Here is a 26,702-nt window from a genome sequence, read left to right on the forward strand (position 1 = left end):
TTGCCATGCCCGCATTCACCTCCCTTCGCGCCCCGCTTCTGAGCACCCTACTTAGCACCCTGCTAGCGACCGGGCTGGTCTGCGCCCAGCCCCTGCCCGATCTCAGCCCGGTGCCGGCCCGCCCACAAGCCAGCCAACTCAAGCCGGGCTGGCAGCAAGGCCCCTTCATGGAGATTTTTGTGCGCGGCTATCAGGACAGCGATGGCGACGGCATCGGTGATCTGCGCGGCCTCACCCAGCGCCTGGACTATTTGAAAGAGCTGGGCATACGCGGCATCTGGCTGATGCCCATCATGCCCAGCGCCGACCATGACCACGGCTATGCCACGACGGACTATCGCGCCATCGAGCCCCAGTACGGCAGCATGGCGGACTTTGAAGAATTCCTGCGCCAGGCCCACAAGCGCGGCATCGGCGTCATCATCGACTACGTCATCAACCACAGCGCGGCCGCCCATCCCTTGTTCCAACTCGCCGCCGCCGACAAGCAAAGCCCCTGGCGCGATTGGTATGTCTGGGCCCAGCCCGCGCCCAGCGGCTGGGACATCTGGGGCAAGAACCCCTGGTACCCCTCCGCCCTGGGCGAGAGCTACTTCGCCACCTTCGGCCCGCATATGCCGGACTTCAATCTGCGCAACCAGTCCGTCGTCGACTACCACCGCAGCAGCATGCGCTTCTGGCTCAACAAAGGCCTGGACGGCTTCCGCCTCGACGCCGTGCCTCATCTGGTGGAAAACAGCGCCCAGGACTGGAATGACCAGCCCGAAAGCCGCCGCCTGACCCGCGACTTCCAGCGCCTGATCAAGGCCTACCCGGAGCGCACGGTGGTCTGCGAGGCCACGGCAAGCCCGATCGCCTACGCCGCGCCCGAGGTCTGCGGCAGCGCTTTTGCCTTTGGCCTGCAGTACGAGGTGATCAAGGCCGCGCGGGGCGAGCCCCAGGCGATTCAAGCCGTGGCGGATTACTTCAAGACCGCCCCCCCCAGCATGGCCACCATGCTGGCCAACCACGACATCTTCGCCGGCCAGCGCATCTGGGATCAGTTGCAGGACACCGGCGAGCAAGCCAGCGCCCGCTACCAACTAGCCGCCGCCACCTATCTGCTGCAGCCCGGCATTCCCTATCTTTACTACGGTGAAGAAATCGGCATGGCCGGAGTCGCGGGACTGGAGGGAGACGAGCCGCTGCGCGCACCGATGAGCTGGGTGCCCGATGGCGAGCCCGGTGGCTTCAGCAGCGTCGGCAGCGCCACGCCCTTCCGCCCCTTGGCCCCCAATCGCAGCACGCATAACGTGCAAAGCCAGCTGCGCGATCCGGCGTCCTTGCTGAACTTCTACAAAGCCTTGCTGAAGCTGCGCCTGCAGCACCCGGCCCTGCAGCGTGGCCGCTACGAGTCTGTCGGAGTCGAGGGTCAGGTCCTGCGCTTTGTGCGCCGCCAGGGCCAAGATCGCTTGCTGATCGCCATCAACTACGGCGAGGGCAGCGCCAGCCTCACCCAAGCACAAGGCCTGAAGCGCCTGTTCCCGCGCGCTTCGCAAAACAAGGCCCTTGCTTCAGACGAGCTGGCAGCACTGTCCGTCAACGTCTTTCGCCTCAAGCCCGCCCACAAACCATGAAAACAAACAAACAAAAGAAATGGCTGGCCGCGATCAGCATCGCCAGCGGCTTGGTCAGCGGCAGCTGGGCGCAAAGCATTGAGCGGGTGGAGCCGCCCTCCTGGTGGATAGGCATGAGCGAGCCCACGGTGCAGCTGATGGTGCATGGCCCGGGTGTCGCCCGGCTCCAGCCCAGCCTGGAACATGCCGGCGTGCAAGTGCAGGCGGTGCACCGGCTCAGCAGCCCCAACTACCTTTTTGTCGATCTGCAAATCGCCCCGGATGCCCAGCCGGGCCTGATCGACCTGCGCTTTGAGCCCAGGGCGGACGCGGCTGAAAAGCCCCCCACCCTGCACTACGCCTTCCCCCTGCGCAGCCGCTCAGCCGGCTCCGCCCAGCGCCAAGGCTTTGGACCCAAAGACGCCATCTATCTGCTGGTGCCCGACCGCTTCGCCAAAAGCGGCCCGGCGAGCTCGGCCCCGGGCATCAAGGAAGGCGAGAACCGCCGCGACAAGGACGGTCGCCATGGCGGCAATCTGGCCGGCCTGCGCCAGCACCTGGGCTATATCGCCGGCCTGGGCTTCACCCAAATCTGGCCCACGCCTCTGGTGGAAAACAATGCCCCCAAGGCCAGTTACCACGGCTATGCGGCGACCGACTTCTACCGCATCGACCCGCGCTTTGGCAGCGAGGCCGACTATCTGGCCTTGGCCAGCGAAGCACGGGCCTTGGGCCTGGGCCTGATCCAAGACATCGTGCTCAACCACATCGGCAGCGAGCACTGGTGGATGCGCGATCTGCCCAGCCCTGACTGGCTCAATCAATGGCCCAGCTATACCGAGACCCAGCACGCCCGCGCCACCTTGATGGACCCGCATGCCGCAGCCAGCGACCGCAAGCGCTTCAGCGAAGGCTGGTTTGTGCCCACCATGCCCGACCTCAACCAGCGCCAGCCCCAGCTGGCCAACTACCTGATTCAGATGAGCGTCTGGTGGGTCGAGCGGGCGGGGCTCTCCGGCATACGCGCCGACACCTACTCCTACTCCGACCGCGACTTTCTCGCCCGCTGGTCGGCCCGATTGATGCAGGAGTACCCGAACTTCAATCTGGTGGGTGAGGAATGGAGCGCCTCGCCGGCCATCGTGTCCTACTGGCAGCGCGGCAAGCGCAATCACGACGGCTATGTCTCCAGCATGCCCAGCATGATGGACTTCCCCTTGCACGGCGCCCTGCTCGCCGCCCTGGGCGAGACGGAGGCCTGGGATGGCGGGCTGAACAAGCTCTACGAGGCGCTGGCCCATGATTTCCTCTACCCCGATGCGAGCAATCTGGTGCTTTTTCTGGGCAACCACGACACGCCGCGGATCTACACCCTGCTGAAGGAGGATCTGGCGCTGTACAAAATGGCCCTGGTTTATCTGGCCAGCACCCAGCGCATCCCGCAGTTCTTCTACGGCGACGAACTCCTCCTCAGCAGCCCAGCCCAGCGTGACGATGGCCGCGTGCGGGCCGACTTTCCTGGCGGCTGGGCGGGTGACCCCGTCAACGGCTTCACCGGGACCGGGCTGAGCGCCAGCCAAGCCGAGGCGCAAGCCTTTGTGCGGCGCCTGATGAACTGGCGCAAGAGCGCGGCGCTGGTTCACCAAGGCGCGCTGACGCATTACGCGCCGCAGGACGGCCTCTACACCCTCTTCCGCCACGCGGCCCAGGGCGAGCCCCTGAATCAAGCACGGCTGATGGTGGTCTTCAACAAGAACGCCAAAGCCAGCCGCCTGGAAACCCGGCGCTTCCCGGAAATGCTGACGAGCCGTTCCTACGGCATCGATGTGCTGACCGGGCTGCGCCATGAGCTGGGCCAGCCCTTGGAGATCCCGGGACGCAGCGCCTTGCTGCTGGAAGTTCGAGAGTAAAGAAAGCCCGCGCACTGGCGCGGCTTCTGCTTTAGCCCGGCAAGCCCATCAAGGCCAGCGGCGCCCGCCCGCTGGCGGCCGAGATCAGGCCCAGCACGCGAGTGGTTTCGCTGTCCACCATCTCCCAGGTGAAGCGCCAGCCCCAGTTGCCGCCCAGCACGCCGGGCACATTCATGCGGTGCGCGCTGCCCAGGCCCAGCACATCCTGCATGGGGAAGACGGCCATATTCGCCACCGAGTTGCAGCAGGCGCGGATCATGGCCCAGTGCACATCGTGCTCATTGCAGGGCAGATAGGCGCCGGCAAAAGCGCGCTCACGCGGGCTGGCATTGAGCCACCAGCCACGCACCGTGTCGTTGTCATGCGTGCCGGTATAGGCCACGCATTCGCGCGACCACATCTGGGGCAGGAACTCGTGCTGGCCGTCAGCCCCAAAGCCGAACTGCAAGATCTTCATGCCCGGGAAGCCACAAGCCAGGCGCAGCTCATGCACATCCTCGGTGATGAAGCCCAAGTCCTCGGCCACGATGGGCAGTTGGCCCAGAGCTTTTTCAATCGCATCGAACAAGGCCTTGCCGGGGCCGGGCAACCAGCGACCGGTCTTGGCATCGGGGCTGCTGGCGGGGATTTCGTAGTAGCCGGCAAAGCCGCGGAAATGGTCGATGCGGAACACATCGGCCTGCGAGAGCGCACGCCGCACCCGCGCCGTCCACCAGGCATAGTCTTCGGCGGCCATGCGGTCCCAGCGATAGAGCGGGTTGCCCCAGCGCTGGCCCAGCGGGCCAAGATCATCGGGCGGCACGCCGGCCACCACGGTGGGCTGGAAATGCTCGTCCAGATAGTAAAGATCGGGCCTGGCCCAGCAGTCCGCGCTGTCATGTGCCACGAAGATGGGCAGATCGCCCATGATGGCCACGCCTTTGCTATTCGCATAAGCCTTCAGCTCGGCGGCCTGCACATCAAACTGCCACTGCACAAAGCGCCAGAAATTGAATTCGTCGCCATGGTCTTCGCGGGCGCGGGCCAGCGCCGCCGGCTCGCGGCGCGCCAAGGCCGGATCCCATTCCCACCAGGGCTGGCCCTGCAGGGGTGAGCGAATCGCCATGAACAAGGCGTAGTCGTCCAGCCAATCGCTCTGGGCCTGGCACCAGCGGGTGAAGGCCAGCCTATCGGTCGGTGTGGCCAGGGCGGCGAAGCCCGCCGCCGCGGTGCGCAGCTGCTGCTCGCGCCAGGGCAGCACATCGCCATAGTGCACATGCAAGGGGTCAAAACCTCCGCCCGGTAGATCCGGCGCAGCCAGCCAGCCCTTGGCGATCAGAGGCTCCAGGGCCACCATCCATTGGCTGCCGGCAAAGGCCGAGACGCCCTGGTAAGGCGAGTCGCCGGGGCCAATCGGGGTGGTGGGCAGCAGCTGCCAGAGGGTTTGCCCAGCCGAGGCCAGCCAGTCCACAAAATGATGGGCGGCGGGGCCGAAGTCCCCCATGCCGTGCGGGCCGGGCAAGGAGGTGATGTGCAGCAGCACGCCGGAGGAACGCTGATGAAGTGGGTTCATTCGATCAAACTTTCTGAGGGAAATCTGTGGGCGGGGCCGAGGCACGCGCCAGCACCAGCAAGCTGTGGGCCGGCACCATCAGAGGCGTGCCCTGGGGCAGGAGCGCGCTTGACTGCAGCTCGCCACTGCTATCCAAGGCCAGGCACCAAGGCCCCCGGCCCAGGGTGAAGGGCAGGGCCTGAGCCTCGGGGTTGAAGATCAGGGTCAGCTGAGGCTGGCTGCTCGCTGCCGCGCAGACCCGGGCGGCGAAGGCATGGCTGCCGGCGTCGTGCCAGTCCTGGTGCTGCATCTCGTGCCCGCCGGGATTGAACCAGCTGATGCTGGCGTCACCGCCATGCAAGCCCGGGTCCGAGGCCGGCACAAACCAGCGGGCGTGGCGCAGCAAGGGCTGCTCACGCCGCAAGGCCAGGGCCGCGCTGACCAGGGCCAGGGTCTGGCTCTCGGCCTGATCCCAATTCAGCCAGGTGATGGCGTTGTCCTGGCAATAGGCGTTGTTATTGCCGCCTTGGCTGTTACCGATCTCATCACCCGCGCAGAGCATGGGCGTGCCCTGCGAGAGCAGCAAGGTGGCCAGCATGGCGCGGCGCACGCGGGCGCGCAGAGCGGTGATGGCGGCGTCATCGCTGGCACCCTCGGCGCCGAAATTGGCACTCAGCTCGCCGTCACGGCCATCGCGATTGTTTTCGCCATTCGCCTCGTTGTGCTTGTGCTGGTAGCTGGTCACATCAGCCAGCACATAGCCGTCATGCACGGCGATGAAATTGACCGAGGCCGTGGGCTGGCGCCGGCCGTGGTGGAACAAATCGTTGGAGGCCATGAAGCGCCGAGCCAACTCGCCCCGGCCCACCGCCGGCCGGCCCGAGGCGCCGGCTGCGCCGCGCAGCCAAAAGCCACGCACGCTGTCACGGAACTTGTCGTTCCACTCCAAAAAGCGGCCGGGAAAGCGCCCGACTTGATAGCCGTCATAGCCCGCATCCCAGGGCTCGGCAATCAGATGCACATCGGCCAAGACCGGGTCCTGGCGCAAGGCGGTGAAGAAGGCGGCATGCGGGTCAAAGCCGTGCGCCCCACGCCCCAGCACCGGTGCCAGATCGAAGCGGAAGCCGTCCACCCCCATCTCGGCCACCCAAAAGCGCAGGGAGTCCAGCACGAACTGGGTGACGCGCGGGTGGGCGCAGTTGAGCGTGTTGCCACAGCCGCTGAGGTTCTCGTAACGGCTGGCATCGTCGGCAGCCAGGCGGTAGTAACTCTTGTTGTCCAGGCCACGGAAACTCAAAGTGGGGCCGAACTCATTGCCCTCCGGCGTGTGGTTGTAGACCACGTCCAGCACCACCTCCAGCCCCGCCTCATGGAGGGCCGCGACCATGGCACGGAACTCTTGGGCCACGGCGCTGGGATCATCCCTGTGCGCCGCTTGGGCCAGGCGCGGGTCGGGGCAAAAAAAGCCCAGGGTGTTATAGCCCCAGTAATTGTGCAGATGACGCTCGGCCAGATGCGACTCGTCCACCGCATACTGCACCGGCAGCAAGGACAGGGTGCTGACGCCCAGCGCCTTGAAATGCGCAATCGAACTCGGATGGGCCAGGCCCGCGTAAGTGCCCCGCAACTCGGGCGGCACACCCGGATGCAGCATGGAAAAGCCCTTGACATGGACCTCGTACAAGACCGTGTCGGCCGCTGCCGTATGCGGCGCATTGGCACGCGGGCTGCGGCCCGGCAGCGGCGCTGCCACACGGGCTTTGAGGGCCTGGGCGGCGTTGTCGCGCGCATCCAGGGAACGTGGCCCGTCCGGATGACCCAGCTCATAACCATGGTGTTCGGCGCGCCAGGCGAAGCGGCCGACGATCTCGCGGGCATAGGGGTCGAGCAAGAGCTTGTGCGGGTTGAAGCGCAGGCCGCGCTCGGGCTGATAAGGCCCGTTGGCCCGCAGGCCGTAAACCAGGCCCGCGCCCATGCCGGGCAGGAAGCCGTGGAAGATGCCGTCTTCCGGGCCGCTCAAGGCATAGCGGCGCAGCTCGCGCTGGCCGTGGGTGTCGAAGAGGCAGAGCTCGATGCGCTCGGCATGGTCGGAGAAGACGGCGAAGTTGATGCCGCCGTCGCGCAGCGTGGCGCCCAAGGGTGCGGGGCGGCCTTGGCAAAGCTCGGCGGGCAGGTGAGACATCGTCATGGCGCTCAATTTGAAATTTAGGCCGGCACCAGGAATATCGTGGCCAGCGGCGGCAAGGTCAAGGCGATGGAGTGGCTGCGGCCTTGCGCCGATGTTGCCTCCAGCGACAGCGGTCCGGCGCCATTGCCCAGATTGCTACCGCCGTAAAAGGCCGAGTCGGTGTTGAGGACCTCGCGCCAGGCCGAGGCCTGCTCAGGCACGCCCAGACGGTAGGCCTCACGTGGCACCGGGGTCAGATTGCTGACCACCATCACCATGCCGCCCTGCTCGTCACGGCGCAACCAGGCAAAGACCGAGTGATCGGCATCGTCGCCTTGCAGCCACTCAAAGCCCTCGGCCATGCAGTCCAGGCGGTGCAGGGCCGGCTGCTCACGGTAGAGCCGATTGAGATCACGCACCAGGCGCTGCACACCGGCATGGCGCGGGTCTTGCAGCAAATCCCAGGGCAGGCTCTGGTCGTGATTCCATTCGCTGCGCTGCGCAAACTCCTGGCCCATGAAGAGCAGCTTCTTGCCGGGGTGGCCCCACATAAAGCCGTAGTAGGCGCGCAGATTGGCGAACTGCTGCCAGTCATCACCCGGCATCTTGCCCAGCAGCGAGCCCTTGCCATGCACCACCTCGTCATGCGAGAGCGGCAGCACAAAGTTCTCGCTGAAGGCGTAGATCAGGCCAAAAGTCATCTTGTCGTGGTGCCAGCGGCGGTTGACCGGGTCCTCGCGCATGTAATGCAGCGTGTCATTCATCCAGCCCATATTCCATTTGTAGTGGAAGCCCAGGCCGCCTGCGAAGGTGGGGGCCGAGACACCGGGGAAGCTGGTGCTTTCCTCCGCCACGGTGATGGCGCCGGGCGCATCCTGGCCCAGGCGCTCATTCATCTGACGCAAGAGAGCAATGGCCTCAAGATTCTCTCGCCCGCCCTGGGCGTTGGGGATCCACTCACCCGCCGGGCGGGAATAGTCGCGATACAGCATGGACGCCACCGCATCTACCCGCAGCCCATCCACGCCCCAGCGCTCGGTCCAGTACAAGGCATTGCCGACCAAGAATTGCCGCACCTCGTTGCGGCCAAAGTTGTAGATCAGCGTGTTCCAGTCGCGGTGAAAGCCCTCGCGCGGGTCCGCGTACTCGTACAAATGCGTGCCATCAAAACGGGCCAGGCCGAAGGCGTCGCTAGGGAAATGCGCGGGCACCCAATCCAGCAAAAGCCCCAGGCCCTGGGCATGGCAGGCCGCCACAAAACGGGCAAAGCCCTCCGGCGGGCCGAAGCGGGCCGAGGGGCTGTAGAGGCCCAGGGTTTGATAGCCCCAGGAGCCATCGAAGGGGTGTTCGCTGATGGGCAGCAGTTGTACATGGGTAAAGCCAAGCTCCGCCGCATAAGGGGGCAATTGCTCGGCCAACTCGTCCCAAGTCGGGAAGCGCCCTTCCCTGCCCTGGCGCCAGGAGCCGGCATGGACCTCGTAGATGGAGATCGCGGCCTGGCGCTCATTGGCCGCCGCCCGGCCCGCAGGCAAGGCCTTGGGTTCGGGCAAGGCGGCCACCACGCTGGCATTGTCCGGTCGCAGCTGAGAGGCGAATGCAAAGGGGTCGGCCTTCAAAGGCAAGACCTGACCCTGGCCGTCCTGCAGCTCATATTTGTAGAGATCCCCGACGGCCACATGCGGAACAAAAATCTCCCACACTCCGGCCGAATGCCGCAAGCGCATAGCGTGGCGGCGGCCATCCCAGAGATTGAAGCTGCCAACCACACTGACCCGGCGCGCATTCGGCGCCCAAACGGCAAAGCGCACGCCCGCCACCTCACCGATCTGGCAGGGATGGGCGCCCAGCACCGTGTAAGGCCGCGGATGCTCGCCGCGCGCCAGCAGGCCGAGGTCTTCATCGCTGAGCTGAGGCCCGTAGCTGTAGGCATCGGCGTAAGTCTCGAAGCCTTCGGCACCGGCCCACTGCACCGCCAGGCGGTAATCAAAGCGATTCTTGCGGCGCGGCACCAGGCTCTCAAAATACCCAGCCGGGTCGCGCTGATCCAAGCTCAGGAGCTTGCGACCCGTCTTGGCATCCAGCACTTGCACGGTCTCAGCGCCGGGCAAAAAAGCCCGCAGCCACAGCCGCCCCAGCTCATCGGCATGCAGGCCCAGCACGGCAAAAGGGTCGGCATGTCGGCCACCCAGCAAGGCATCAAGATCGTGTTGCGCCAGCATGCTTCTTTTCTTTTTTAGCCCAGACTTTTCACCGACCAAACCCGCTCCACATACTCGGCAATGGTGCGGTCCGAGGAGAAGGCGCCCATGCCGGCCACATTGAGGATGGCGCGCTGGCTCCAGGCGGCGGGCCGCTTGAAGAGCTCGTCCACCTCGGCCTGCTTGGCCACGTAAGCGGCGAAGTCGGCCATCAGCATATAGACGTCGCGACCCAGCAGGTTGTCCACCAGAGCCCGGTAGCGCTCGCCGTCGCCGAAAGAGAACTCGCCCCCAGCAATCGCGGCGATGACGCGGCCCAACTGGGCGTTTTCTTCCACATACAGGCGCGGGTCATAGCCCAGCTGCTTCATCTGCGCCACGGCCTCGGTGCGCAGGCCGAAGACGAACATATTCTCCACACCCATGGCCTGGGCCATCTCGATATTGGCGCCGTCCCAGGTGCCGATCGTCAGGGCGCCGTTGAGGGCGAACTTCATATTGCCGGTGCCCGAGGCCTCGGTACCGGCAGTGGAGATTTGTTCTGAGAGATCGGCCGCCGGGATGATGATCTCAGCCAAGCTAACGCCATAGTTAGGCAGGAAGACCAGCTTGAGCTTGTCACCCACGCGCGGGTCGCTGTTCACCACCCGGCCCACATCATGGGCCAGTTGGATGATGGACTTGGCCATGTGATAGGCCGAGGCTGCTTTGCCCGCGATAAACACGGTGCGCGGTGCCCAGCCTGCCTCAGGGTTGGCGACGATGGCTTGGTAGCGCGCAATCACATGCAGGATATTGAGCAGCTGGCGCTTGTACTCATGGATGCGCTTGATCTGCACATCGAAAAGGCTGTCGGCATTCACCACCACGCCCAGCTGGCGGCGCACCAGCTCAGCCAGGCGCAGCTTGTTGGCGCGTTTGACGGCCATGAACTGCTCGCCAAAGCCTACGTCCGCAGCCAAGGGCTTGAGACGGCTCAACGCCATCAAATCCTGGCGCCAGCCACGGCCGATGCGGCCGTCGATCAGGGCCGACAGGCTGGGGTTGCTCTCTTGCAGCCAGCGGCGCGGCGTCACACCGTTGGTGACGTTATGAAAACGCTCCGGGAAGATCCGCACATAGTCGGCAAAAATCGTTTGCACCATCAGCTCGGAATGCAGAGCCGCCACGCCGTTGACCCGGTGCGAGGCGACGATGGACAAGGCCGCCATGCGGACACGGCGCTCCCCACCATGACCTTCATCGATCAGCGAAACCCGCTGCAGCAAGCCCATATCGCCAGGGAAGCGGGCCGCCACCTCGTTGAGGAACTGCTGGTTGATCTCGTAAATGATTTCCAGATGCCTGGGCATCAGGTGCTCAAACATATGCACCGGCCAGGTCTCCAGGGCCTCGGGCATCAAGGTGTGGTTGGTGTAGGAGATGGCCTGGCGGGTGATGGCCCAGGCCTGATCCCAGGGCAAGGCGTGCTCATCCACCAGCAAGCGCATCAGCTCGGCCGGGGCCAGGGCCGGATGGGTGTCGTTCAGATGGATGGCATTGCGCAGGCCCAGATCACGCAAGTTCCCGGCCGGGCCCGCCTCGCGCAGATGGCGGGCGATCAGGTCTTGCAGCGAGGCGCTGGTCAAGAACGCCTCTTGCTTCAAGCGCAGCTCGCGGCCGGCCTCGGTGCTGTCGTCGGGGTAAAGCACCCAGTTGAGCGCGTCGGCAGCCACGCGGTGGCGGGCAGCGCGCAGAAAGTCGCCCTCGCAGAAGGCGGCAAAGTCGATCGGTGCCTCGGCGCTGGCATGCCATTGGCGCAGGGTGGAGACCCGCTCGCTGTGGTGGGCGGGCACGATGAAGTCATAGGCCTGGGCCTCGATGATCTCGGCCGGCCGCCAGCGCCGCACCCCGCCCTCCACCGCCACCCGGCCGCCAAAGCCGACGCGGTAGCGCAGCTCGGGGCGTGGCACCTCCCAGGGCTGGCCCAGGCGCAGCCAGTCGTCGGGCATCTCGATCTGGCGGCCGTCCTGAATGCCTTGGGCAAACATGCCGTATTGGTAGCGCAGGCCGTAGCCAAAAGAAGGCAGGCCCAGCTCGGCGAAGGAGTCCAGGAAGCAGGCCGCCAAGCGACCCAGGCCGCCATTGCCCAAGGCCATATCGGGCTCACGTTCCAGCACATCGCTGTACTGCAGGCCTTGGGCCGCCAGCAGCTCGCGCAGATCGGCCTCCAGGCCCAGGGCCGCCAGGGCATTGGACAGGGCCCGGCCCATCAGAAACTCCATCGAGAGGTAATGCACCCGGCGCACCGGTGCGTCGGCCGGGCGCTGCGCGTCCTCCAGCTGGGTCTGGCCCCAGCGCTGGGCCAGCACCTCGCGGGTGGCGGTGGCGGCGGCGCGCAAGGCAGCCTGAGCCGTCACGCCCGCGCCCGAGAGGCTCAGCTCGCGATTGAAGGCGCTGGCAAAGGCCGCGCGAATCAGCGCCTGCGCGGGGCCGGCGGCGGCAGATGCGGAGGCGGCAGGCTTGGATGAGGGGATTTGGGCTGTCATGGCATCCATCATTGATAGCAGCTGAAGTTTGAACTTTGGCTTCGTCGGGCGCGGCGCTCAGCTTGGCAGAGCTTGCCGGAACCTGGCGAACAAAGCATGCACAGATGCGACCCAGAGGCCGCGCTGATGCAAGTATCACTCAGAGTTCACGTATTGTGTAGTTTCACTACAAATGAAATGGCGATCAAAGCGTTGTAGCCTTGAATTCATTCAGCAGGCGCACAACTCAGCCGGGTTTGCTCTGTTGTTCAACTACAGAAACCCCGTTATATTGCCTACAAATCTGATGTTTTGACGCGACGCTGGCGAGCCTGCTCATCGCAGGCCCGCCTGGTCCGGCTTACAAAGCAACAAGCCGACACCCCCTGGGTCGTTCCGGCGCTATGGAGACTCACAGTGGCAGATGTTCAGCTCAACGGCGTGGCCAAGGCCTACGGCGATATCAAGATCTTCCAAGGCATAGACCTGCACATCCGCGACGGCGAGTTCATGGTGTTTGTCGGCCCCTCGGGCTGCGGCAAGTCCACCTTGCTGCGCTCCATCGCGGGCTTGGAGGAGATCACCGGCGGCGAGTTGCGCATCGGCGGCCGGGTCGTCAACGAGGTGCCGCCGGCCGAGCGCGGCATCGCCATGGTGTTCCAGTCCTATGCGCTTTACCCGCATATGAATCTGTTCGACAACATGGCGTTTGGCCTCAAGCTGGCCAAGGTGCCCAAGGCCGAGATCGAGACCGCCGTGCGCCATGCGGCCAAGATTCTGCACATCGAACACCTGCTGGACCGCAAGCCCAAAGACCTCTCCGGCGGCCAACGCCAGCGGGTGGCGATCGGCCGGGCCATCGTGCAGAAGCCCGACGTGTTCTTGTTTGACGAGCCTTTGTCCAACCTCGACGCCGCCCTGCGGGTGCGCATGCGCTACGAGTTCGCCAAGCTGCATGAGGACCTGAAAACCACCATGGTCTATGTGACCCACGACCAGGTGGAAGCCATGACCCTGGCCGACCGCATCGTCGTACTCTCGGCCGGCCGCATCGAACAGGTGGGCACGCCGCTGGAGTTGTACGAGCACCCGGACAACCTTTTCGTGGCGGGCTTCATCGGCTCGCCAAAGATGAACTTCATCGAGGGCGAAATCATCGGCGCCGATGCGGGCCACGCCCTGATCCGCCTGTCCACCGGCGCCCAGATCAAGGCCTTGGTGAACGGCAGCACGGTCAAGCCGGGCGACAAGGTCACGCTTGGCATACGGCCTGAGCACTTTGTGGTGGGCGGCAGCGAGAACATCCTGCAAAGCACCGTCACCTTTGTCGAGTCCCTGGGCAGCGCCACCCATGCTTACTGCGCCTTCCCCGGCGTGGAGGACGCGCTGACCTGCGAGTTTGACGGTCGCACCAAGATACGCGCCGGTGATGTGCTGAGCCTGTCACTGCCTGCCGAGGCCTGCTATGTCTTCGACGCCCAAGGCCAGGCCCTGCGCCGCCAGGGCTGGGGTCAGGCATGAGTTTTCTGAAATTTTCGGCCGCCATGCTTGCCCTGCTCAGCAGCGCAAGCCAAGCCGCCCCCGCCCCCGAACTCAAGCTGCTGGTCTGGATCAATAGCGACAAAGGCTATACCGGCCTGCAAAAAGTGGGCGATGCCTTTGCCGAGAAGTCGGGCGTCAAGGTGGTGGTGGAACATCCGGTCGACGCGCCGGACAAATTTTCCCAAGCGGCGGGAGCGGGCAAAGGCCCGGATATTTTTTGCTGGCCGCATGACCGCGTGGGCGAGTGGGCCAAGTCCGGCCTGATCGCGCCGGTGCGCCCGAGCAAAAAGTTAGAAGCGGGGGTGGAAGCCTCGGCCTGGCAGGCTTTTGCCTACCACGGCAAGACCTGGGGCTACCCCGTGGCCATCGAGGCCATAGGCCTGATCTACAACAAGGCCCTGGTCAAGACCCCGCCCGCCACTTTTGAGGAACTGATCCAGCTGGATCAGCGCCTGAGCCAGCAAGGCAAGAAGGCCGTGCTATGGGACTACAACAAGGCCTTTTTCAGCTGGCCCCTGCTGGCCGGTGCCGGCGGGCAGATCTTCCCCAAGGACGCCAAGGGTGACTTCGACCCGAGCAAGGTCGGGGTCAACAATGCCGGCGCGGTCAAGGGCGGCGAGATGCTGGAGCGCCTGATCAAGACCGGCGTCATGCCCAAGGGTGCCCGCTATGCCGAGATGGAGGGCGGCTTTGCCCGCGGCGAGGTGGCGATGATGATCTCTGGCCCCTTTGCCTGGGACAACGCCCGCCGCGCCCGCATCGACTTCGGCGTCGCCCCCATTCCCGCCGTCATCCCCGGCCAGCCCAGCCAGCCCTTTGTGGGCGTGCTGGGATGCATGATTGCCGCACCCAGCAAGGTCAAGGACATCGCCCGCGAGTTCATCGAGAACCATTTGATGACGGTGGACAGCCTGCGCATCATCAATGCCGACGTGCCCCTGGGCGTGCCCGCGAACAAAAAGTTCTACGCCGAACTGGCGGCCGACCCGGCCATACGCGCCACCATGGAGAACGCCCGCCTAGGCCAAGCCATCCCCAATATCCCCGAGGTCGGGCGCTTCTGGACGGCCATGGACGCCGCCCTGGAGGCCATCAGCAACGGCTTGCAAAAGCCTAAGGACGCGCTGGACGGCGCGGCCGCACGCATGCTGGTGGGCAAATGAAACGCGCTGCCTCCACCGCATCCTCCCCGGCCACCGCCTGGCTGAAATGGCCGCTCGTGCTGGCGCTTGCTTTGAGCGGGCTCTACCTCGTCTTCACCGTTTTCGCCGCCGGCCAGGTCTGGTGGGCCATGGGCTTGCTGGTCTTTCTGGCCAGCGCCTTCTTTGTCTACCTCTCCAAGATCTCTTTTGCCTACCGTTATCTCTACCCCGGCCTGGCCGGCATGGCGATCTTTGTCGCCCTGCCCCTGCTGTTCACGGTGCAGATCGGCTTCAGCAACTATTCCTCCAGCAATCTGCTGACCCAGGAGCGGGTGCGTGGCTATCTGCTGGAGCAGACGGTGCCGGACGACGCCCATCTCAAGCGCTTCAGCCTGCATGCCGAGGGCGCAGAGTTCCGCCTGGCCCTGCGGCCGGTGGACGAGCAAGGCGAGCCAGGCGAGATCATGTACGTCTCTGCGCCATTAGCCCTGCTGCATGCGCAGCCACCGGCCAAGATCGAGATGCAGGCCTTTGTCGCCAGCCCCCAGACCGCCGCCACACCCCTGGGTCCGGCCTTGTCGCTGAAGGAGGTGCTGCGCCATCGCGAGGTCTTGCAGCGCCTGGTGCTGAGCCTGCCCGCCACAGCCACCGAGCCCCAAGCGCAAGAGTTGCACTATCTGGGCGTGAGCGAATTCGGGCCGCTGAACCGGGTCTGGCGCGCCAATGCCGATGGCTCCTTGACGCTGAACAGCGATGGCGTGGTCTACAAGCCCAATGGCGACACCGGCTTTTTTGAAAGCCCGACGGGCGAGCGCCTGCAGCCCGGCTACAAGGTCTTCGCTGGCCTGAAGAACTACGCCCGCATGGTGCTGGACCCGGACTTCCGCGGCCCCTTCTTCGCCATCTTTTTGTGGACCGTGGGCTTCTCGGCCCTGACCGTGCTCTTCACCCTTTTGATCGGTATGGCCCTGGCCGTGCTGCTGAACTGGGAGGCCTTGCGCTTCAAGACCACCTATCGCACCTTGTTGTTCTTGCCTTATGCCGTGCCGGGCTTTATCTCCATCCTGGTGTTCAAGGGTTTGTTCAACCAGAACTTTGGCGAGATCAACGCCATCCTGGACGCCTTGTTTGGCATCAAGCCCGCCTGGTTTGCCGACCCGCTGCTGGCCAAGACCATGCTGCTCATCGTCAATACCTGGTTGGGCTACCCCTACATCATGGTGCTGTGCACCGGCTTGCTGAAGGCGATTCCCTCCGATCTGTACGAGGCCTCGGCCATTGCCGGCGCCGGGCCCTTGACCAATTTCTTCAAGATCACCACGCCCCTGATCGCCAAGCCGCTCACGCCCTTGCTGGTCGGCGTGTTCGCCTTCAACTTCAACAATTTCGTGCTGATCGCCCTGCTGACCGATGGCCGGCCGGACTTCCTCAACACCAAGGTGCCGGCGGGCCAGACGGACATTCTGGTCAGCTACACCTATCGCATCGCGTTTCAGGATTCGGGCCAGGACTTCGGCCTGGCGGCGGCGGTGTCGACGGTGATCTTCTTGATGGTTGCGGTGATGTCGCTGGTGAATTTGCGGCTGATGAAGGCGAATTCGAAATGATGTGCTGCAAGGGCGCTAAGTCAAGCCATCTGCACATGGCAAGGCCCATGCCGGGATTGCGGCCCGGCAGCCGCCTCACTTTCTTTGCTTCGCCAAAGAAAGTAAGCAAAGAAAGGCGACCCAGATGTCTGGCCCCTGCGGGGTCCGTTGCGGTGCTCAAATTCCAGGGCTCGCGCAGAACTCACTTCGCTCGCTGGCGCTCGCTGCGTTCGGACAGCCGCGCGAAGCTAGAAGTTGAGGGCGCTGGCGCGCCTGCCCTGGAATTTTCCGCTCCTCACCCAGACATATGGGCCCGAACCCCGTCACGGCTCGCTACGCGTCGCCTCGAGGGGCTTCAGCGCAGCGCGCTGAACGCATGGTCGGCTGTTGACCGAGGCGACGCGCAGCGAGCCGAGACCGAATTCCCCGTGTTGCCTGGGCGAGGAGCGCAGAATTTGCCGGGCGTCGCGCAGCGACTTCAAGGACTGACTTCGCGCCCCTTGTTTGAGCGCAGTGAGCACAGCGAACGAAGCGAGTTGGGCGCGGCCCGGCAAATTCGAGCACCACAGCGGACCCCGCAGGGGCCAGGCATTCGGGGCGCTTTCTTTGCCTCCTTTCTTGTGAGCACAAGAAAGGAGGTCGCCCGCCGGGGCGAATTCCCGGCTGGGCCTGCCAACTAGCCCAACACCCAAACATAGCGACCCACCCCAAACAACCATGGCCATCGTCACCAACAAAAATCAGAAATGGCGGGTGCTCGGCGCTCATGCCCTGCTGTGGGCGCTGATCGCCATCACCGTGTTTCCGCTGCTGGCGGTGATCTCCATCTCGCTGCGGCCGGGCAACTTCTCCACCGGCAGCCTGATCCCTGCCGAAATCAGCCTGGAACATTGGAAGCTGGCCTTAGGCATCCCCGTGCAAGGCCCGGACGGAAGCCTGATCCAACCACCCTTCCCCGTCCTGCACTGGCTGTGGAACTCGATCAAGATCGCCACCGTCTCGGCCTTGCTGATCGTGGCCATCTCCACCACCGCCGCCTACGCCTTTGCGCGCCTGAAGTTCCGCTTCAAGAGCGCCATCCTGAACAGCATGTTGCTGCTGCAGATGTTCCCCGCCGTGCTGGCCCTGGTGGCCATCTATGCCATCTTCGAGACCTTGGGCCAGTACCTGCCGGCCCTGGGCCTGGAGACGCACGCCGGCCTGGTGCTGTCCTATCTGGGCGGCGTGGCCATGCATATCTGGACCATACGCGGCTACTTCGAAACGATTCCGGTCGAGATTGAGGAATGCGCCAAGGTCGACGGCGCCACCCACTGGCAGGCCTTCCGCTATGTGCTGCTGCCCATGGCCGTGCCCATTCTGATGGTGGTCTTTGTGCTGGCCTTTATCGGCACCATCATCGAGTACCCGGTGGCCTCGGTACTCTTGCGCGAGGAGGCCAACCTCACGCTGGCCGTGGGCGTCAAGTACTACCTCAACACCCAGCGCTTTCTGTGGGGCGACTTCGCTGCTGCCGCCGTGCTCTCGGGCCTGCCCATCACCCTGGTGTTCCTGGCCGCACAGCGCTGGATCGTTTCGGGACTGACGGCAGGCGGAGTCAAAGGCTGAGGATGTGCTGGGCGGGCGCGATCAAGCCTCTTGATACACCAGCCTGAAACGCTCACAAGCCAGCAACAAGTCTTCGCTGAAAGCCTGGCCGGTCCAGGCCGCCTCGCGCTCGAAGTAAGCGGCATGCGCCTCGCGCCAATAGGCCAGGGAGCCATCGCCCTCACCCTCCACGGCGGCAAACTCGGCATCCACATCGCCGAAGCGGCGCACATCCACCTGCAAGGTCTCGATGACACAGAGCGGCTTGCCGCGCCCATCGGTGACGATGCTCAAGTCCCCCGGCCGCGGTGCTCGGCCACCGTCGATTTCATAGCTGGCGATTGAGCCCGCCGTCGCGCGCTTGACGCCGCGCAACACCAAGTCGGCCAGGCTGTCCGCCAAGTCCTCGCTGTCGCCAAAACTGAAGGCCTCGTAGAAACGGGCCGCATCAAGCTCAGGGTTCTGAGCGAGGAAGCGCTGCCAGAACTCGGCAACCGGGATTGAAAGTGCCATGCTTGTGCACGCTCGCTTTTTAGTCTGAAGAAGGCCAAGACCAAGGGCCCGGTTTTAGCCGGGCCCTTGGGGATGGGCAAGCAAAAGCGAGCACGATTGGGGCGGCAAGGCACGCTACGCGCCCAAAGTCACTCCAGCTCAAACCTTCACTGCCGCAGGCACAGGCCGCGCTATCCAAAGCAGGCGAGCCCGCCACGAAAATTGGGCGGACCGCCCCATTTGAAGAAGCACGCTAAATGCAAGCCCAACGCTCCGAAAATATCCGCCACTTAGAAAGAAACTTAACAGCGACAAGCTCCGATGAACAAGCACCAATTGTCGCCGTTATCACGCCGACTCGCCATAACGGTATCGACTGGACATCTATTCGCAATTTCGAGTCATTCGAATATTTAGTCGCATCGCCCCCACTTCCCACAACTGGGAACTCACGGATTGGCAAAATCTTAACCCCAGGGGCTTCAAACTCTATTTGCGATACTTCGACCCCCGTGGGCTGGCGTGCCATTACCTCCAAATATATCGGCGACGTAGGCCCCTCGACACCATTCAACATATGAATCGCCGCACGAACGGACATGGCATCCGCATCAGATCCATCAATCGAAACTGAAGAAAAATGGCGTGCAATAAGCAATAGAAAAAAGCCAGCCGCAGCAAGCACGACAACTGATTTTCCAAAGATACCAAATAATTTATACGCAAACTTTAGACCATTCACATTGCCTACCTTTAATTTGCGAACTATGGCAAATAGCCCCTTAGCTTGGACTTCAACCAATTAAGAAAATCGGTAGACCTGATCTCCAGCGTCCCCAGAAAAAGTTCCTCGTCCACCATGCCCCCACGCACTTGGAAGCCCGGCATTGAGGCCGGTATTTCATAGGGCGGGCTTGTCAATATAACGGCAGACTGGAAGCCAGACTGTTGACCGTACTGAAGTTCGATCGTCCCATATCCCTCAACAGTTTCACGTAAAGCGGGCTTGGCGCCTTGGCAGTTCGGCCGCGCGTCTAGGTCGCTTGCATTCTGAGTTCGCAAGAAAACGAAATACTGCGCGCCGATTTTGCGACCCGAGAAATTACCGAAGTCAAAAGACTCGCCATCTTGCGCGCCCTTAATCCCGTGCAAGACTTTGGCTGTATAAGCTGCGCCGCAGATTTCACCATTGATGTCTCGGCGTAGCTCGCCGCCTTCAATGCGAACCCAAGCCACGACCTCGGAAAATTCGAGCACACGATCAAATTCAAACCATATGCTGTAGGCGAAACAAGGTTGGGTGCAAAGCAAAATAAGCAGAAAAGAGGCTCGGGAAAAACCACCCAAAAAACCTTGCGAGAGGACATCCAAAAAGAGGCTCATCCTTGCTCTCCGAAAATCAAGAACTTCTTGCCTATCGAACCACCGGCACAAATATCGGGATCGTTACCTTGCCATCACTCGCCCCGCCGACATTTTGGAAATTGGCACCAACCGTCAAGGCCTGCGTCAAGGGACTGGATCTCAAAGCGTCAAATTCGTTTCGGATGGCCGGCAGATCACGCTCTGATTGATCCTTCAAAGTCAAAGTTCCCGATGTCAACAGACGCCCGAAATTGGCGCTGCCACGGAAATGAAAGTTACCCAAATAAATGGCTTCCCCTGCCTTGACCTCGAACTCGACGCCTGTCGGCCCAGTGGACCAGACTTGGGCCATGCCCTGGCCAATCCGCCAGGACTTGAGCACATAGCGCCCAAGTGGCAACTCAACAGCAAACACCGAGCCCGTCTGCTTCAGCGCCGGGTTGGGCGCTTCGCCTTTGAAGGCAAGCATGGGGTTCAAGGTTTGCGAGCTGCCATGCTCGATCTTGAACGTCTCGCCGCTACCCAATTTCTCAAGGTGCAGGCGGAAACTGGCATAGCCGCCCTGGTAGGTGATGCTGCCGCAGGCAATGCCAGAGCTTGCCGCCTTCTCTAGCTTGAAATCCTTGTCAATATTGGGTGCGGCGCAGGCCGACAGCAAGGCCGCAGCAAGGCAGACAAGGAAAGACCGTCGAAACATAGAACTCACTCCAAAAAAATGCCCCCGAGATAAACCGGGGGCATTTGTGCCGCGAGGGCGAGCAGCGCCCTTTTTCAGTCCTTCATCGCCAACACCCGATTCGCCCGCAAGGCAATCAAGGTGCAGGCAGCACCCGAGAGCAGATAGAGGCTTACCGCAGCCAGACCGAACTTTGCCGACAGGCCCAGGGCGACCAAGGGGGCAAAAGCCGCACCGATCAGCCAAGCCAGGTCGGCCGTCAGGGCCGCACCGGTGTAGCGCAGCCGGGGCAGGAAGTTGGACGTGACGGCGCCGGCCGCCTGACCGTAGGACAGGCCCAGCAAGACGAAGCCGACCAGGATGAAGGCGTCTTGACCCAGAGTGCCACCATCCAGCAGCCAGGGGGCGAAGACGCTGAACAGACCAATCAAGACGGCCAGGCTACCGAGGAAGCGGCGGCGGCCAACCCGGTCGGCGATCAGGCCCGAGACCGGCATGGCGGCAGCGGCCAGCACGGCGCCGGCCATCTGCACGACCAGGAACTGGCCCATCCCCTGATGCGAATACAGCATGATCCAGGACAGGGGGAAGACCGTCACCAGATGGAAGAGCGCATAGCTGGCCAGGGCGGCGAAGGCACCGATGAAGATATTCGGGCCTTGGGTGCTGAGCAGCTCAGCGATATCGCAAGGCTCCAGCTCACGCGCTTCCAGCTCACGCTCGTACTCATGCGTCAACACCAGGCGCAGACGGGCGAACAAGGCCACGACGTTGATGGCAAAAGCGGCGAAGAAGGGATAGCGCCAGGCCCAGGACAGAAAGTCCGCCTGCGAGACATCGCTCCACAGATAGGCGAACAGACCGCTGGCCACCAAAAAACCCAGGGGCGCACCCAGCTGACCCAGCATGGCGTACCAGCCGCGGCGGTTCTCCGGCGCATTCATGGCCAGCAAGGAAGGCAGGCCGTCCCAGGAGCCGCCTAGGGCTAAGCCCTGACCCACACGGCACAAAATCAGCAGCGCGATGGCGGTAGCGCCCGCGCTGGCATAGCTGGGCAGCATGGCCATGCCTGCCGTCGAACTACCCAGTAAAAACAGCGCCAGGGTCAGCTTGGTGCTGCGCCCCCAGCGCTTTTGCACCCACATGCCCAGCACGGTGCCCACAGGTCGCACCACAAAGGCCAGGGCCAGCAAGGCGAAGGCGTAGAGCGTGCCCTGCAGCTGGGAGGCGAAGGGGAAGAACACGGCCGGGAACACCAGCACGGAGGCGATACCAAAAACGAAGAAGTCGAAGTACTCGGAAGCACGGCCAATGACGACGCCAACGGCGATATCGCCGGGCGCCACGGAGGGGTCTTCGGTCGGGCGGCTTGATCGGCCACCGGACGCAGAAAACGGGGCAGAAACCTGGGATGAATAGGAGTGCATCGCTGAGCTGTTCATGGCAATCAATAGGTAGCTGAGATCCTGAGTTAGATCAACGACTTAGCGAGGGCCTTGGACAAAATGTCCAATCGTTGATCTGGGTCAATCAGGATACATTTCAGCCCGACGCGCAACTGGCGTTTTCCCGCTAGTGATGTAGCTCCGCCTTCCTGGTCCCTTCCTGGCCCATATCGATGCATCCCATCTCCCCGCAAAATCAGCCCAAAACACGCGAAAAGCGCGCGCAACGAGTCAGCCGGCTCGCCTTGCTCGCCGCAACGCTTCCCCTGGCCGCCTGCAATATGGTGGTGATGAAACCCTCGGGTGACATCGCCCAGCAACAGGCGCAGCTCATCGTCACCTCCACGGTGCTGATGCTGCTGATCATCGTGCCGGTGATCTTCTTGACCTTCTTCTTCGCCTGGCGCTATCGCCAGTCGAACAAGGCGGCCACCTTCGCGCCCGATTGGGACCACTCCACCAAGCTGGAGCTGCTGATCTGGGGCGCCCCGCTGATGATCATCATCGCCCTGGGCGCCATCACCTGGATCAGCACTCACAAGCTGGACCCCTACCGCCCGCTGGACCGCATCGCGCCCGGCAAGCCCATCTCCGCAGACGATCCAGCCCACAAGCCCCTGGTGGTGGAAGTGGTGGCGCTGGACTGGAAGTGGCTGTTCCTCTACCCGGAGCAAGGCATTGCCACGGTGAACGAGCTGGCCGCGCCGCTGGACCGCCCCATCCAGTTCAAGATCACGGCCTCCACCGTGATGAACTCGTTTTACATCCCCGCCCTGGCCGGTCAGATCTATGCCATGCCTGGCATGCAGACCGAGCTGAACGCGGTGATCAACAAGCCGGGCGTGTTTGACGGCTTCTCCGCCAACTACAGCGGCCACGGCTTCTCGCATATGCGCTTCAAGTTCCACGGCCTGAGCGACGCGGACTTCCAAGCCTGGGTGGCCAAGAACAAGGCCGGCGATGCGACGCTGAGCCGCGCCGCCTTCCTGCAGCTGGAGCAACCCAGCGAGCGTGAGCCGGTGCGCCGCTATGCCCAGGTGGACCCCAGCCTGTATCAGGCCATCCTGAACCGCTGCGTGGACACCAACAAGATGTGCATGGGCCAGATGATGGCGATCGACGCCGCAGGTGGCCTGGGCAAGGGCAGCGTGGACGGTTTGTCCAAGCAAGCCTGGCGCGAAGGTGAGCGCAATGTGGTGGCCTCCATGTGCACCCCGCAGAACCTGGACCAGTACCTGCCTGCGGCCTCACGCACAGCGCAGCGCTGAAGCCTTCAGACGACGCGACATAGACGATTGAGCGGGCCGACAAACCCTTGTCGGCCCGTCCGCATGTTTTACCGAGAGAAGCAAGATGCTTGACGCACCCGACCTCCAGAAGTTGATCTTTGGTCGCCTCAGCACGCAGGCGATCCCCCACGACCCCATCATTTTGGCGACCTTCGCCATGGTGGTGCTGGGCGGCCTCGCCTTCATGGGCGGCATGACTTATTACCGGGCCTGGGGCCCGCTGTGGCGCAACTGGCTCACCAGCATCGACCACAAAAAGATCGGCATCATGTACATCGTGTTGGCGCTGATCATGCTGCTGCGCGGCTTTGCCGACGCCATCATGATGCGTGCCCACCAGGCCATGGCCTTTGGTGATAACGCCGGCTTCCTGCCGCCGCACCACTACGACCAGATCTTCACCGCCCACGGCGTGATCATGATCTTCTTCGTGGCCATGCCTTTTGTGACCGGCTTCATGAACTATGTGGTGCCGCTGCAGATTGGCGCGCGCGACGTGGCCTTCCCCTTCCTGAACAACTTCAGCTTCTGGATGACGGCCAGCGGTGCCATTCTGATCATGGCCTCGCTCTTCATCGGTGAGTTCTCCACCACCGGTTGGCTGGCTTACCCGCCGCTGTCGGGCATTTTGCAAAGCCCGGGCGTGGGGGTGGACTACTACATCTGGGCCCTACAGATTGCGGGGGTGGGCACGACGCTATCGGGCATCAACCTGATCGCCACCATCGTCAAGATGCGCGCGCCCGGCATGACGCTGATGAAGATGCCCGTCTTCACCTGGACGTCCCTGTGCACCAACGTGCTGATCGTGGCCGCCTTCCCGGTGCTGACCGCCGTGCTGGTGCTGCTGACGCTGGACCGCTATCTGGGCACCAACTTCTTCACCAATGATCTTGGCGGCAACGCCATGATGTATGTGAACCTGATCTGGATCTGGGGCCACCCCGAGGTTTACATCCTGATCTTGCCCGCCTTCGGCATCTTCTCTGAAGTGGTCTCCACCTTCAGCCGCAAGCGCCTGTTCGGTTATGCCTCCATGGTGTACGCGACGGTGGTCATCACCATCCTGTCCTACATCGTCTGGCTGCATCACTTCTTCACCATGGGCTCGGGCGCCAGTGTGAATGCCTTCTTCGGCATCACCACCATGATCATCTCCATCCCCACCGGGGCGAAGATCTTCAACTGGCTGTTCACCATGTACCGTGGCCGCATCGACTTCGATGTGCCCATGCTGTGGACCATGGGCTTTATGGTCACCTTTGTGATCGGTGGCATGACGGGCGTGCTGCTGGCCGTGCCGCCGGCCGACTTCGTGCTGCACAACAGCCTGTTCCTGATCGCCCACTTCCATAACGTCATCATCGGTGGCGTGGTGTTCGGCATGTTCGCCGGCATCACCTACTGGTTCCCCAAGGCCTTCGGCTACAAGCTGGACACCTTCTGGGGCAAGTGCTCGTTCTGGTTCTGGCTGATCGGCTTCTACTTCGCCTTCATGCCTCTGTATGTGCTGGGCCTGATGGGCGTGACCCGCCGCATGAGCCATTTCGATGACCCGTCCATCCAGATCTGGTTCCAGGTCGCGGCCCTGGGCGCTGGTTTGATCGCCATCGGCATCGCCTGCTTCTTCATCATGCTGGTGGTGAGCTTCCGTCGCCGCGAACAGCTGCGCGACCACACGGGTGACCCCTGGGGTGGCCGTACGCTGGAGTGGTCGACCTCCTCGCCCCCGCCGGACTACAACTTCGCCTTCACCCCCGTGGTGCACGAATTGGACGCTTGGCACGATATGAAGCAGCGCGGCGCACAGCGCCCGACCAGCGGCTTCCTGTCCATCCACATGCCCAAGAACACCGCCGCTGGCGTGGTGCTGGCGGGTCTGAGCACGGTGGTCGGCTTTGCCCTGATCTGGCATATGTGGTTGATCGCTGGCCTGGCCTTCCTGGCCACCGTCATCGGCGCCATCGTGCACAGCTTCAACTACAAGCGCGACTTCTACATCCCTGCGGATGAGGTCAAGCGCGTTGAAGACGCCCGCACCAAGGCCCTGGCGGCCCTGGCCTGAGTTGAGAGCAGCAAACAAGAAGAGCAATGATGAACAACTCCTCCTCTAGCACTCTGAGCGCCGGCGGCCTGCCGCGCTTCTTCGACACCGAGGGCAAGCACCATCCGCAGCAAGGCACGCTGCTGGGCTTCTGGCTCTATCTGATGAGCGACTGCCTCATCTTCGCCGTGCTGTTCGCGGTCTACGCCGTGCTGGGTCGCAGCTATGCGGCTGGCCCCTCGGGCGCTGACTTGTTCAGCCTGCCCCTGGTGGCGGCGGGTACGGCGGCGCTGCTGCTGTCCTCCATCACCTATGGCATGGCCATGATCGCCATGCAGCATGGCCGCATCAAGGGCGTGCTGACCTGGTTGGCGATCACCGGCTTGTTCGGCCTGACCTTCTTGGGCCTGGAGCTGTATGAGTTCCATCACCTGATCCACGAAGGTGCAAGCTGGCAGCGCAGCGCCTTCTTGTCGGCCTTCTTCGCCCTGGTCGGCACCCACGGCTTGCACGTCACTTTCGGCCTGATCTGGCTGGTGGTCTTGATGGTGCAAGTCAAGAAGCTGGGCCTGACGGTTGAGAACAAGCGCCGCCTGATGTGCTTGTCGATGTTCTGGCACTTCCTGGACGTGGTCTGGATCGGTGTCTTCACCTTTGTTTATCTGATGGGAGTGCTGCCATGAGCGGGCATGCGCAAGACTTGAATCATGGTCATCATGACGATCACCACGATGATGATGACAATGCCTACCACGCCACGGTGCGCGGTTATGTGATCGGCTTTTTGCTGTCGGTCGTGTTGACCGCCATCCCCTTCTGGCTGGTGATGGGCAAGGTATTGCCTTCCTCCGGCACGACGGCCCTGGTCATCCTGGGTTTTGCAGCGGTGCAGATCGTGGTGCATATGGTGTACTTCCTGCACATGAACACCAAGGTGGAAGGCGGCTGGTCCATGCTGGCCCTGATCTTCACCGTGGTGATGGTGGTGATCTTGTTGGCGGGTTCGATCTGGGTGATGTATCACCTGAACACCAATATGATGCCTAGCCATGAGATGACTGAGGTGCGGACAGCACCTTGATGTCAACAAAGGGCGCTTAAATTTTTGTTTCGCCCTTTGCCAAGGCCCAGCCGGGAGTTCGCCCCGGCGGGCGACCTACTTTCTTTGCTTCGCCAAAGAAAGTAGGCAAAGAAAGGCGACCCGACGCCTGGCCCCTTCGGGGTCCGTTCCGGTGCTCAGCTTGCTTGGGCCGCGCCCAACTCACTGCGCTACGCTCCGTTCAGACATGGGGCGCGAAGTCAGTCCACGAAGTCGCTTCGCGACGCCCAAGAAACTTTCCGCTCCTCATCCAGGCGCGACGGGACCGAACCCCGTCACGCCTCGCTGCGCATCGGCTTGAGGGGCTGCATGCGCCAAGCGCATGCAGCGTTAGCTGCGGCGCTATCGAGGCGACGCGCAGCGAGCCGAGTTGTATTGGGGTTCCCCGTGTTGCCTGGGCGAGGAGCGCAGAATTCGACGGGCGGCGCGCAGCGCCTTCAAGCTCTAGCTCGCGCCCCTTGTCTGAACGGAGCGTAGCGCAGTGAGTTGGGCGCGGGCCGGCGAATTCGAGCACCGCAGCGGACCCC

Annotated in this window: 19 protein-coding genes; 10 read left to right on the plus strand and 9 right to left on the minus strand. The window is 63.2% G+C overall.

Translation table 11 applies throughout. From position 1 onward, the window contains the following. The first annotated feature begins 5 nt into the window (after positions 1–5). Together DBR47_RS05965 and DBR47_RS05970 are read left to right on the plus strand one after the other, a co-directional pair. Positions 6–1,616, plus strand: coding sequence for an alpha-amylase family glycosyl hydrolase (locus tag DBR47_RS05965; protein WP_124447940.1), 1,611 nt, complete (start codon positions 6–8; stop codon positions 1,614–1,616). Continuing rightward, entirely contained in the window at positions 1,613–3,505 is a 1,893-nt protein-coding gene (locus tag DBR47_RS05970; RefSeq protein WP_124447942.1) for a glycoside hydrolase family 13 protein, read from the plus strand. The genes DBR47_RS05965 and DBR47_RS05970 overlap by 4 nt, the downstream gene beginning before the upstream one ends. A gap of 31 nt (positions 3,506–3,536) precedes the next feature. On the opposite strand, the gene malQ is transcribed toward DBR47_RS05970, so the two are convergent. Genes malQ through DBR47_RS05990 form a run of 4 tightly spaced genes read right to left on the minus strand, consistent with a single transcriptional unit; the run spans position 3,537 to position 11,929 of the window. Continuing rightward, complete coding sequence (malQ, locus tag DBR47_RS05975; RefSeq protein ID WP_124447944.1) at positions 3,537–5,057, minus strand: 4-alpha-glucanotransferase; 1,521 nt, start codon at positions 5,055–5,057, stop codon at positions 3,537–3,539. Between the two features lie 4 nt (positions 5,058–5,061). After that, positions 5,062–7,224, minus strand: a complete 2,163-nt coding sequence (gene glgX / locus DBR47_RS05980) for a glycogen debranching protein GlgX (protein WP_231512150.1) — start codon at positions 7,222–7,224, stop codon at positions 5,062–5,064. A 17-nt stretch (positions 7,225–7,241) separates the two neighbouring features. Beyond that, positions 7,242–9,422, minus strand: a complete 2,181-nt coding sequence (gene glgB / locus DBR47_RS05985) for a 1,4-alpha-glucan branching protein GlgB (protein WP_124447946.1) — start codon at positions 9,420–9,422, stop codon at positions 7,242–7,244. A gap of 14 nt (positions 9,423–9,436) precedes the next feature. Continuing rightward, positions 9,437–11,929, minus strand: coding sequence for a glycogen/starch/alpha-glucan phosphorylase (locus DBR47_RS05990; RefSeq protein ID WP_124447948.1), 2,493 nt, complete (start codon positions 11,927–11,929; stop codon positions 9,437–9,439). Positions 11,930–12,325: 396 nt separating this feature from the next. Here DBR47_RS05990 and DBR47_RS05995 point away from each other — a divergent pair, with 396 nt between their 5' ends. The 4 genes from DBR47_RS05995 to malG all read left to right on the plus strand — a co-directional run bounded on the left by DBR47_RS05995 (position 12,326) and on the right by malG (position 17,786). Next, on the plus strand, positions 12,326–13,429 hold the full coding sequence (locus DBR47_RS05995; RefSeq protein ID WP_124447950.1) for an ABC transporter ATP-binding protein: 1,104 nt from the start codon (positions 12,326–12,328) through the stop codon (positions 13,427–13,429). Further along, complete coding sequence (gene malE / locus DBR47_RS06000; protein ID WP_124447952.1) at positions 13,426–14,613, plus strand: maltose/maltodextrin ABC transporter substrate-binding protein MalE; 1,188 nt, start codon at positions 13,426–13,428, stop codon at positions 14,611–14,613. The genes DBR47_RS05995 and malE overlap by 4 nt, the downstream gene beginning before the upstream one ends. Continuing rightward, entirely contained in the window at positions 14,610–16,199 is a 1,590-nt protein-coding gene (gene malF / locus DBR47_RS06005) for a maltose ABC transporter permease MalF (RefSeq protein ID WP_124447954.1), read from the plus strand. The genes malE and malF overlap by 4 nt, the downstream gene beginning before the upstream one ends. A gap of 696 nt (positions 16,200–16,895) precedes the next feature. Then, positions 16,896–17,786: a maltose ABC transporter permease MalG gene (gene malG, locus DBR47_RS06010; protein ID WP_124447956.1), complete on the plus strand. Its 891-nt coding sequence runs from the start codon at positions 16,896–16,898 to the stop codon at positions 17,784–17,786. A gap of 21 nt (positions 17,787–17,807) precedes the next feature. Here malG and DBR47_RS06015 read toward each other — a convergent pair whose 3' ends face one another. From DBR47_RS06015 to DBR47_RS06035, 5 genes are all read right to left on the minus strand, one after another. Then, positions 17,808–18,278 (minus strand): ASCH domain-containing protein, encoded by a 471-nt coding sequence (locus tag DBR47_RS06015; RefSeq protein ID WP_124447958.1) that lies wholly within the window; start codon positions 18,276–18,278, stop codon positions 17,808–17,810. 232 nt (positions 18,279–18,510) lie between these two features. Next, a complete protein-coding gene (locus tag DBR47_RS06020) occupies positions 18,511–19,059 on the minus strand; it encodes a hypothetical protein (protein ID WP_124447960.1) in 549 nt (182 codons plus the stop codon). Further along, positions 19,023–19,640, minus strand: a complete 618-nt coding sequence (locus tag DBR47_RS06025; protein ID WP_124447962.1) for a hypothetical protein — start codon at positions 19,638–19,640, stop codon at positions 19,023–19,025. The genes DBR47_RS06020 and DBR47_RS06025 overlap by 37 nt, the downstream gene beginning before the upstream one ends. A gap of 31 nt (positions 19,641–19,671) precedes the next feature. Further along, complete coding sequence (locus DBR47_RS06030; protein ID WP_124447964.1) at positions 19,672–20,319, minus strand: hypothetical protein; 648 nt, start codon at positions 20,317–20,319, stop codon at positions 19,672–19,674. Positions 20,320–20,393: 74 nt separating this feature from the next. Beyond that, entirely contained in the window at positions 20,394–21,725 is a 1,332-nt protein-coding gene (locus DBR47_RS06035; protein WP_124447966.1) for an MFS transporter, read from the minus strand. A 299-nt stretch (positions 21,726–22,024) separates the two neighbouring features. Between DBR47_RS06035 and cyoA the strand changes: the two genes are divergently transcribed. The 4 genes from cyoA (at position 22,025) to cyoD (ending at position 26,157) form a co-directional block, all read left to right on the plus strand. Continuing rightward, positions 22,025–23,011 carry a ubiquinol oxidase subunit II gene (gene cyoA / locus DBR47_RS06040; RefSeq protein ID WP_370454872.1) on the plus strand — a complete coding sequence of 329 codons (987 nt, stop codon included), beginning with the start codon at positions 22,025–22,027 and terminating at the stop codon, positions 23,009–23,011. 85 nt (positions 23,012–23,096) lie between these two features. Further along, entirely contained in the window at positions 23,097–25,097 is a 2,001-nt protein-coding gene (gene cyoB, locus DBR47_RS06045; protein WP_124447970.1) for a cytochrome o ubiquinol oxidase subunit I, read from the plus strand. A 29-nt stretch (positions 25,098–25,126) separates the two neighbouring features. Continuing rightward, complete coding sequence (gene cyoC, locus DBR47_RS06050) at positions 25,127–25,759, plus strand: cytochrome o ubiquinol oxidase subunit III (protein WP_197046888.1); 633 nt, start codon at positions 25,127–25,129, stop codon at positions 25,757–25,759. Further along, the gene (gene cyoD, locus DBR47_RS06055) at positions 25,756–26,157 is read left to right on the plus strand and encodes a cytochrome o ubiquinol oxidase subunit IV (RefSeq protein WP_124447974.1); all 402 of its coding nucleotides are present in this window, start codon (positions 25,756–25,758) and stop codon (positions 26,155–26,157) included. Before cyoC ends, cyoD begins: the two co-directional genes overlap by 4 nt. Positions 26,158–26,702 lie beyond the last annotated feature (545 nt).

It is taken from the genome of Paucibacter sp. KBW04, from assembly GCF_003852425.1.
Classification (GTDB): domain Bacteria; phylum Pseudomonadota; class Gammaproteobacteria; order Burkholderiales; family Burkholderiaceae_C; genus Paucibacter_A.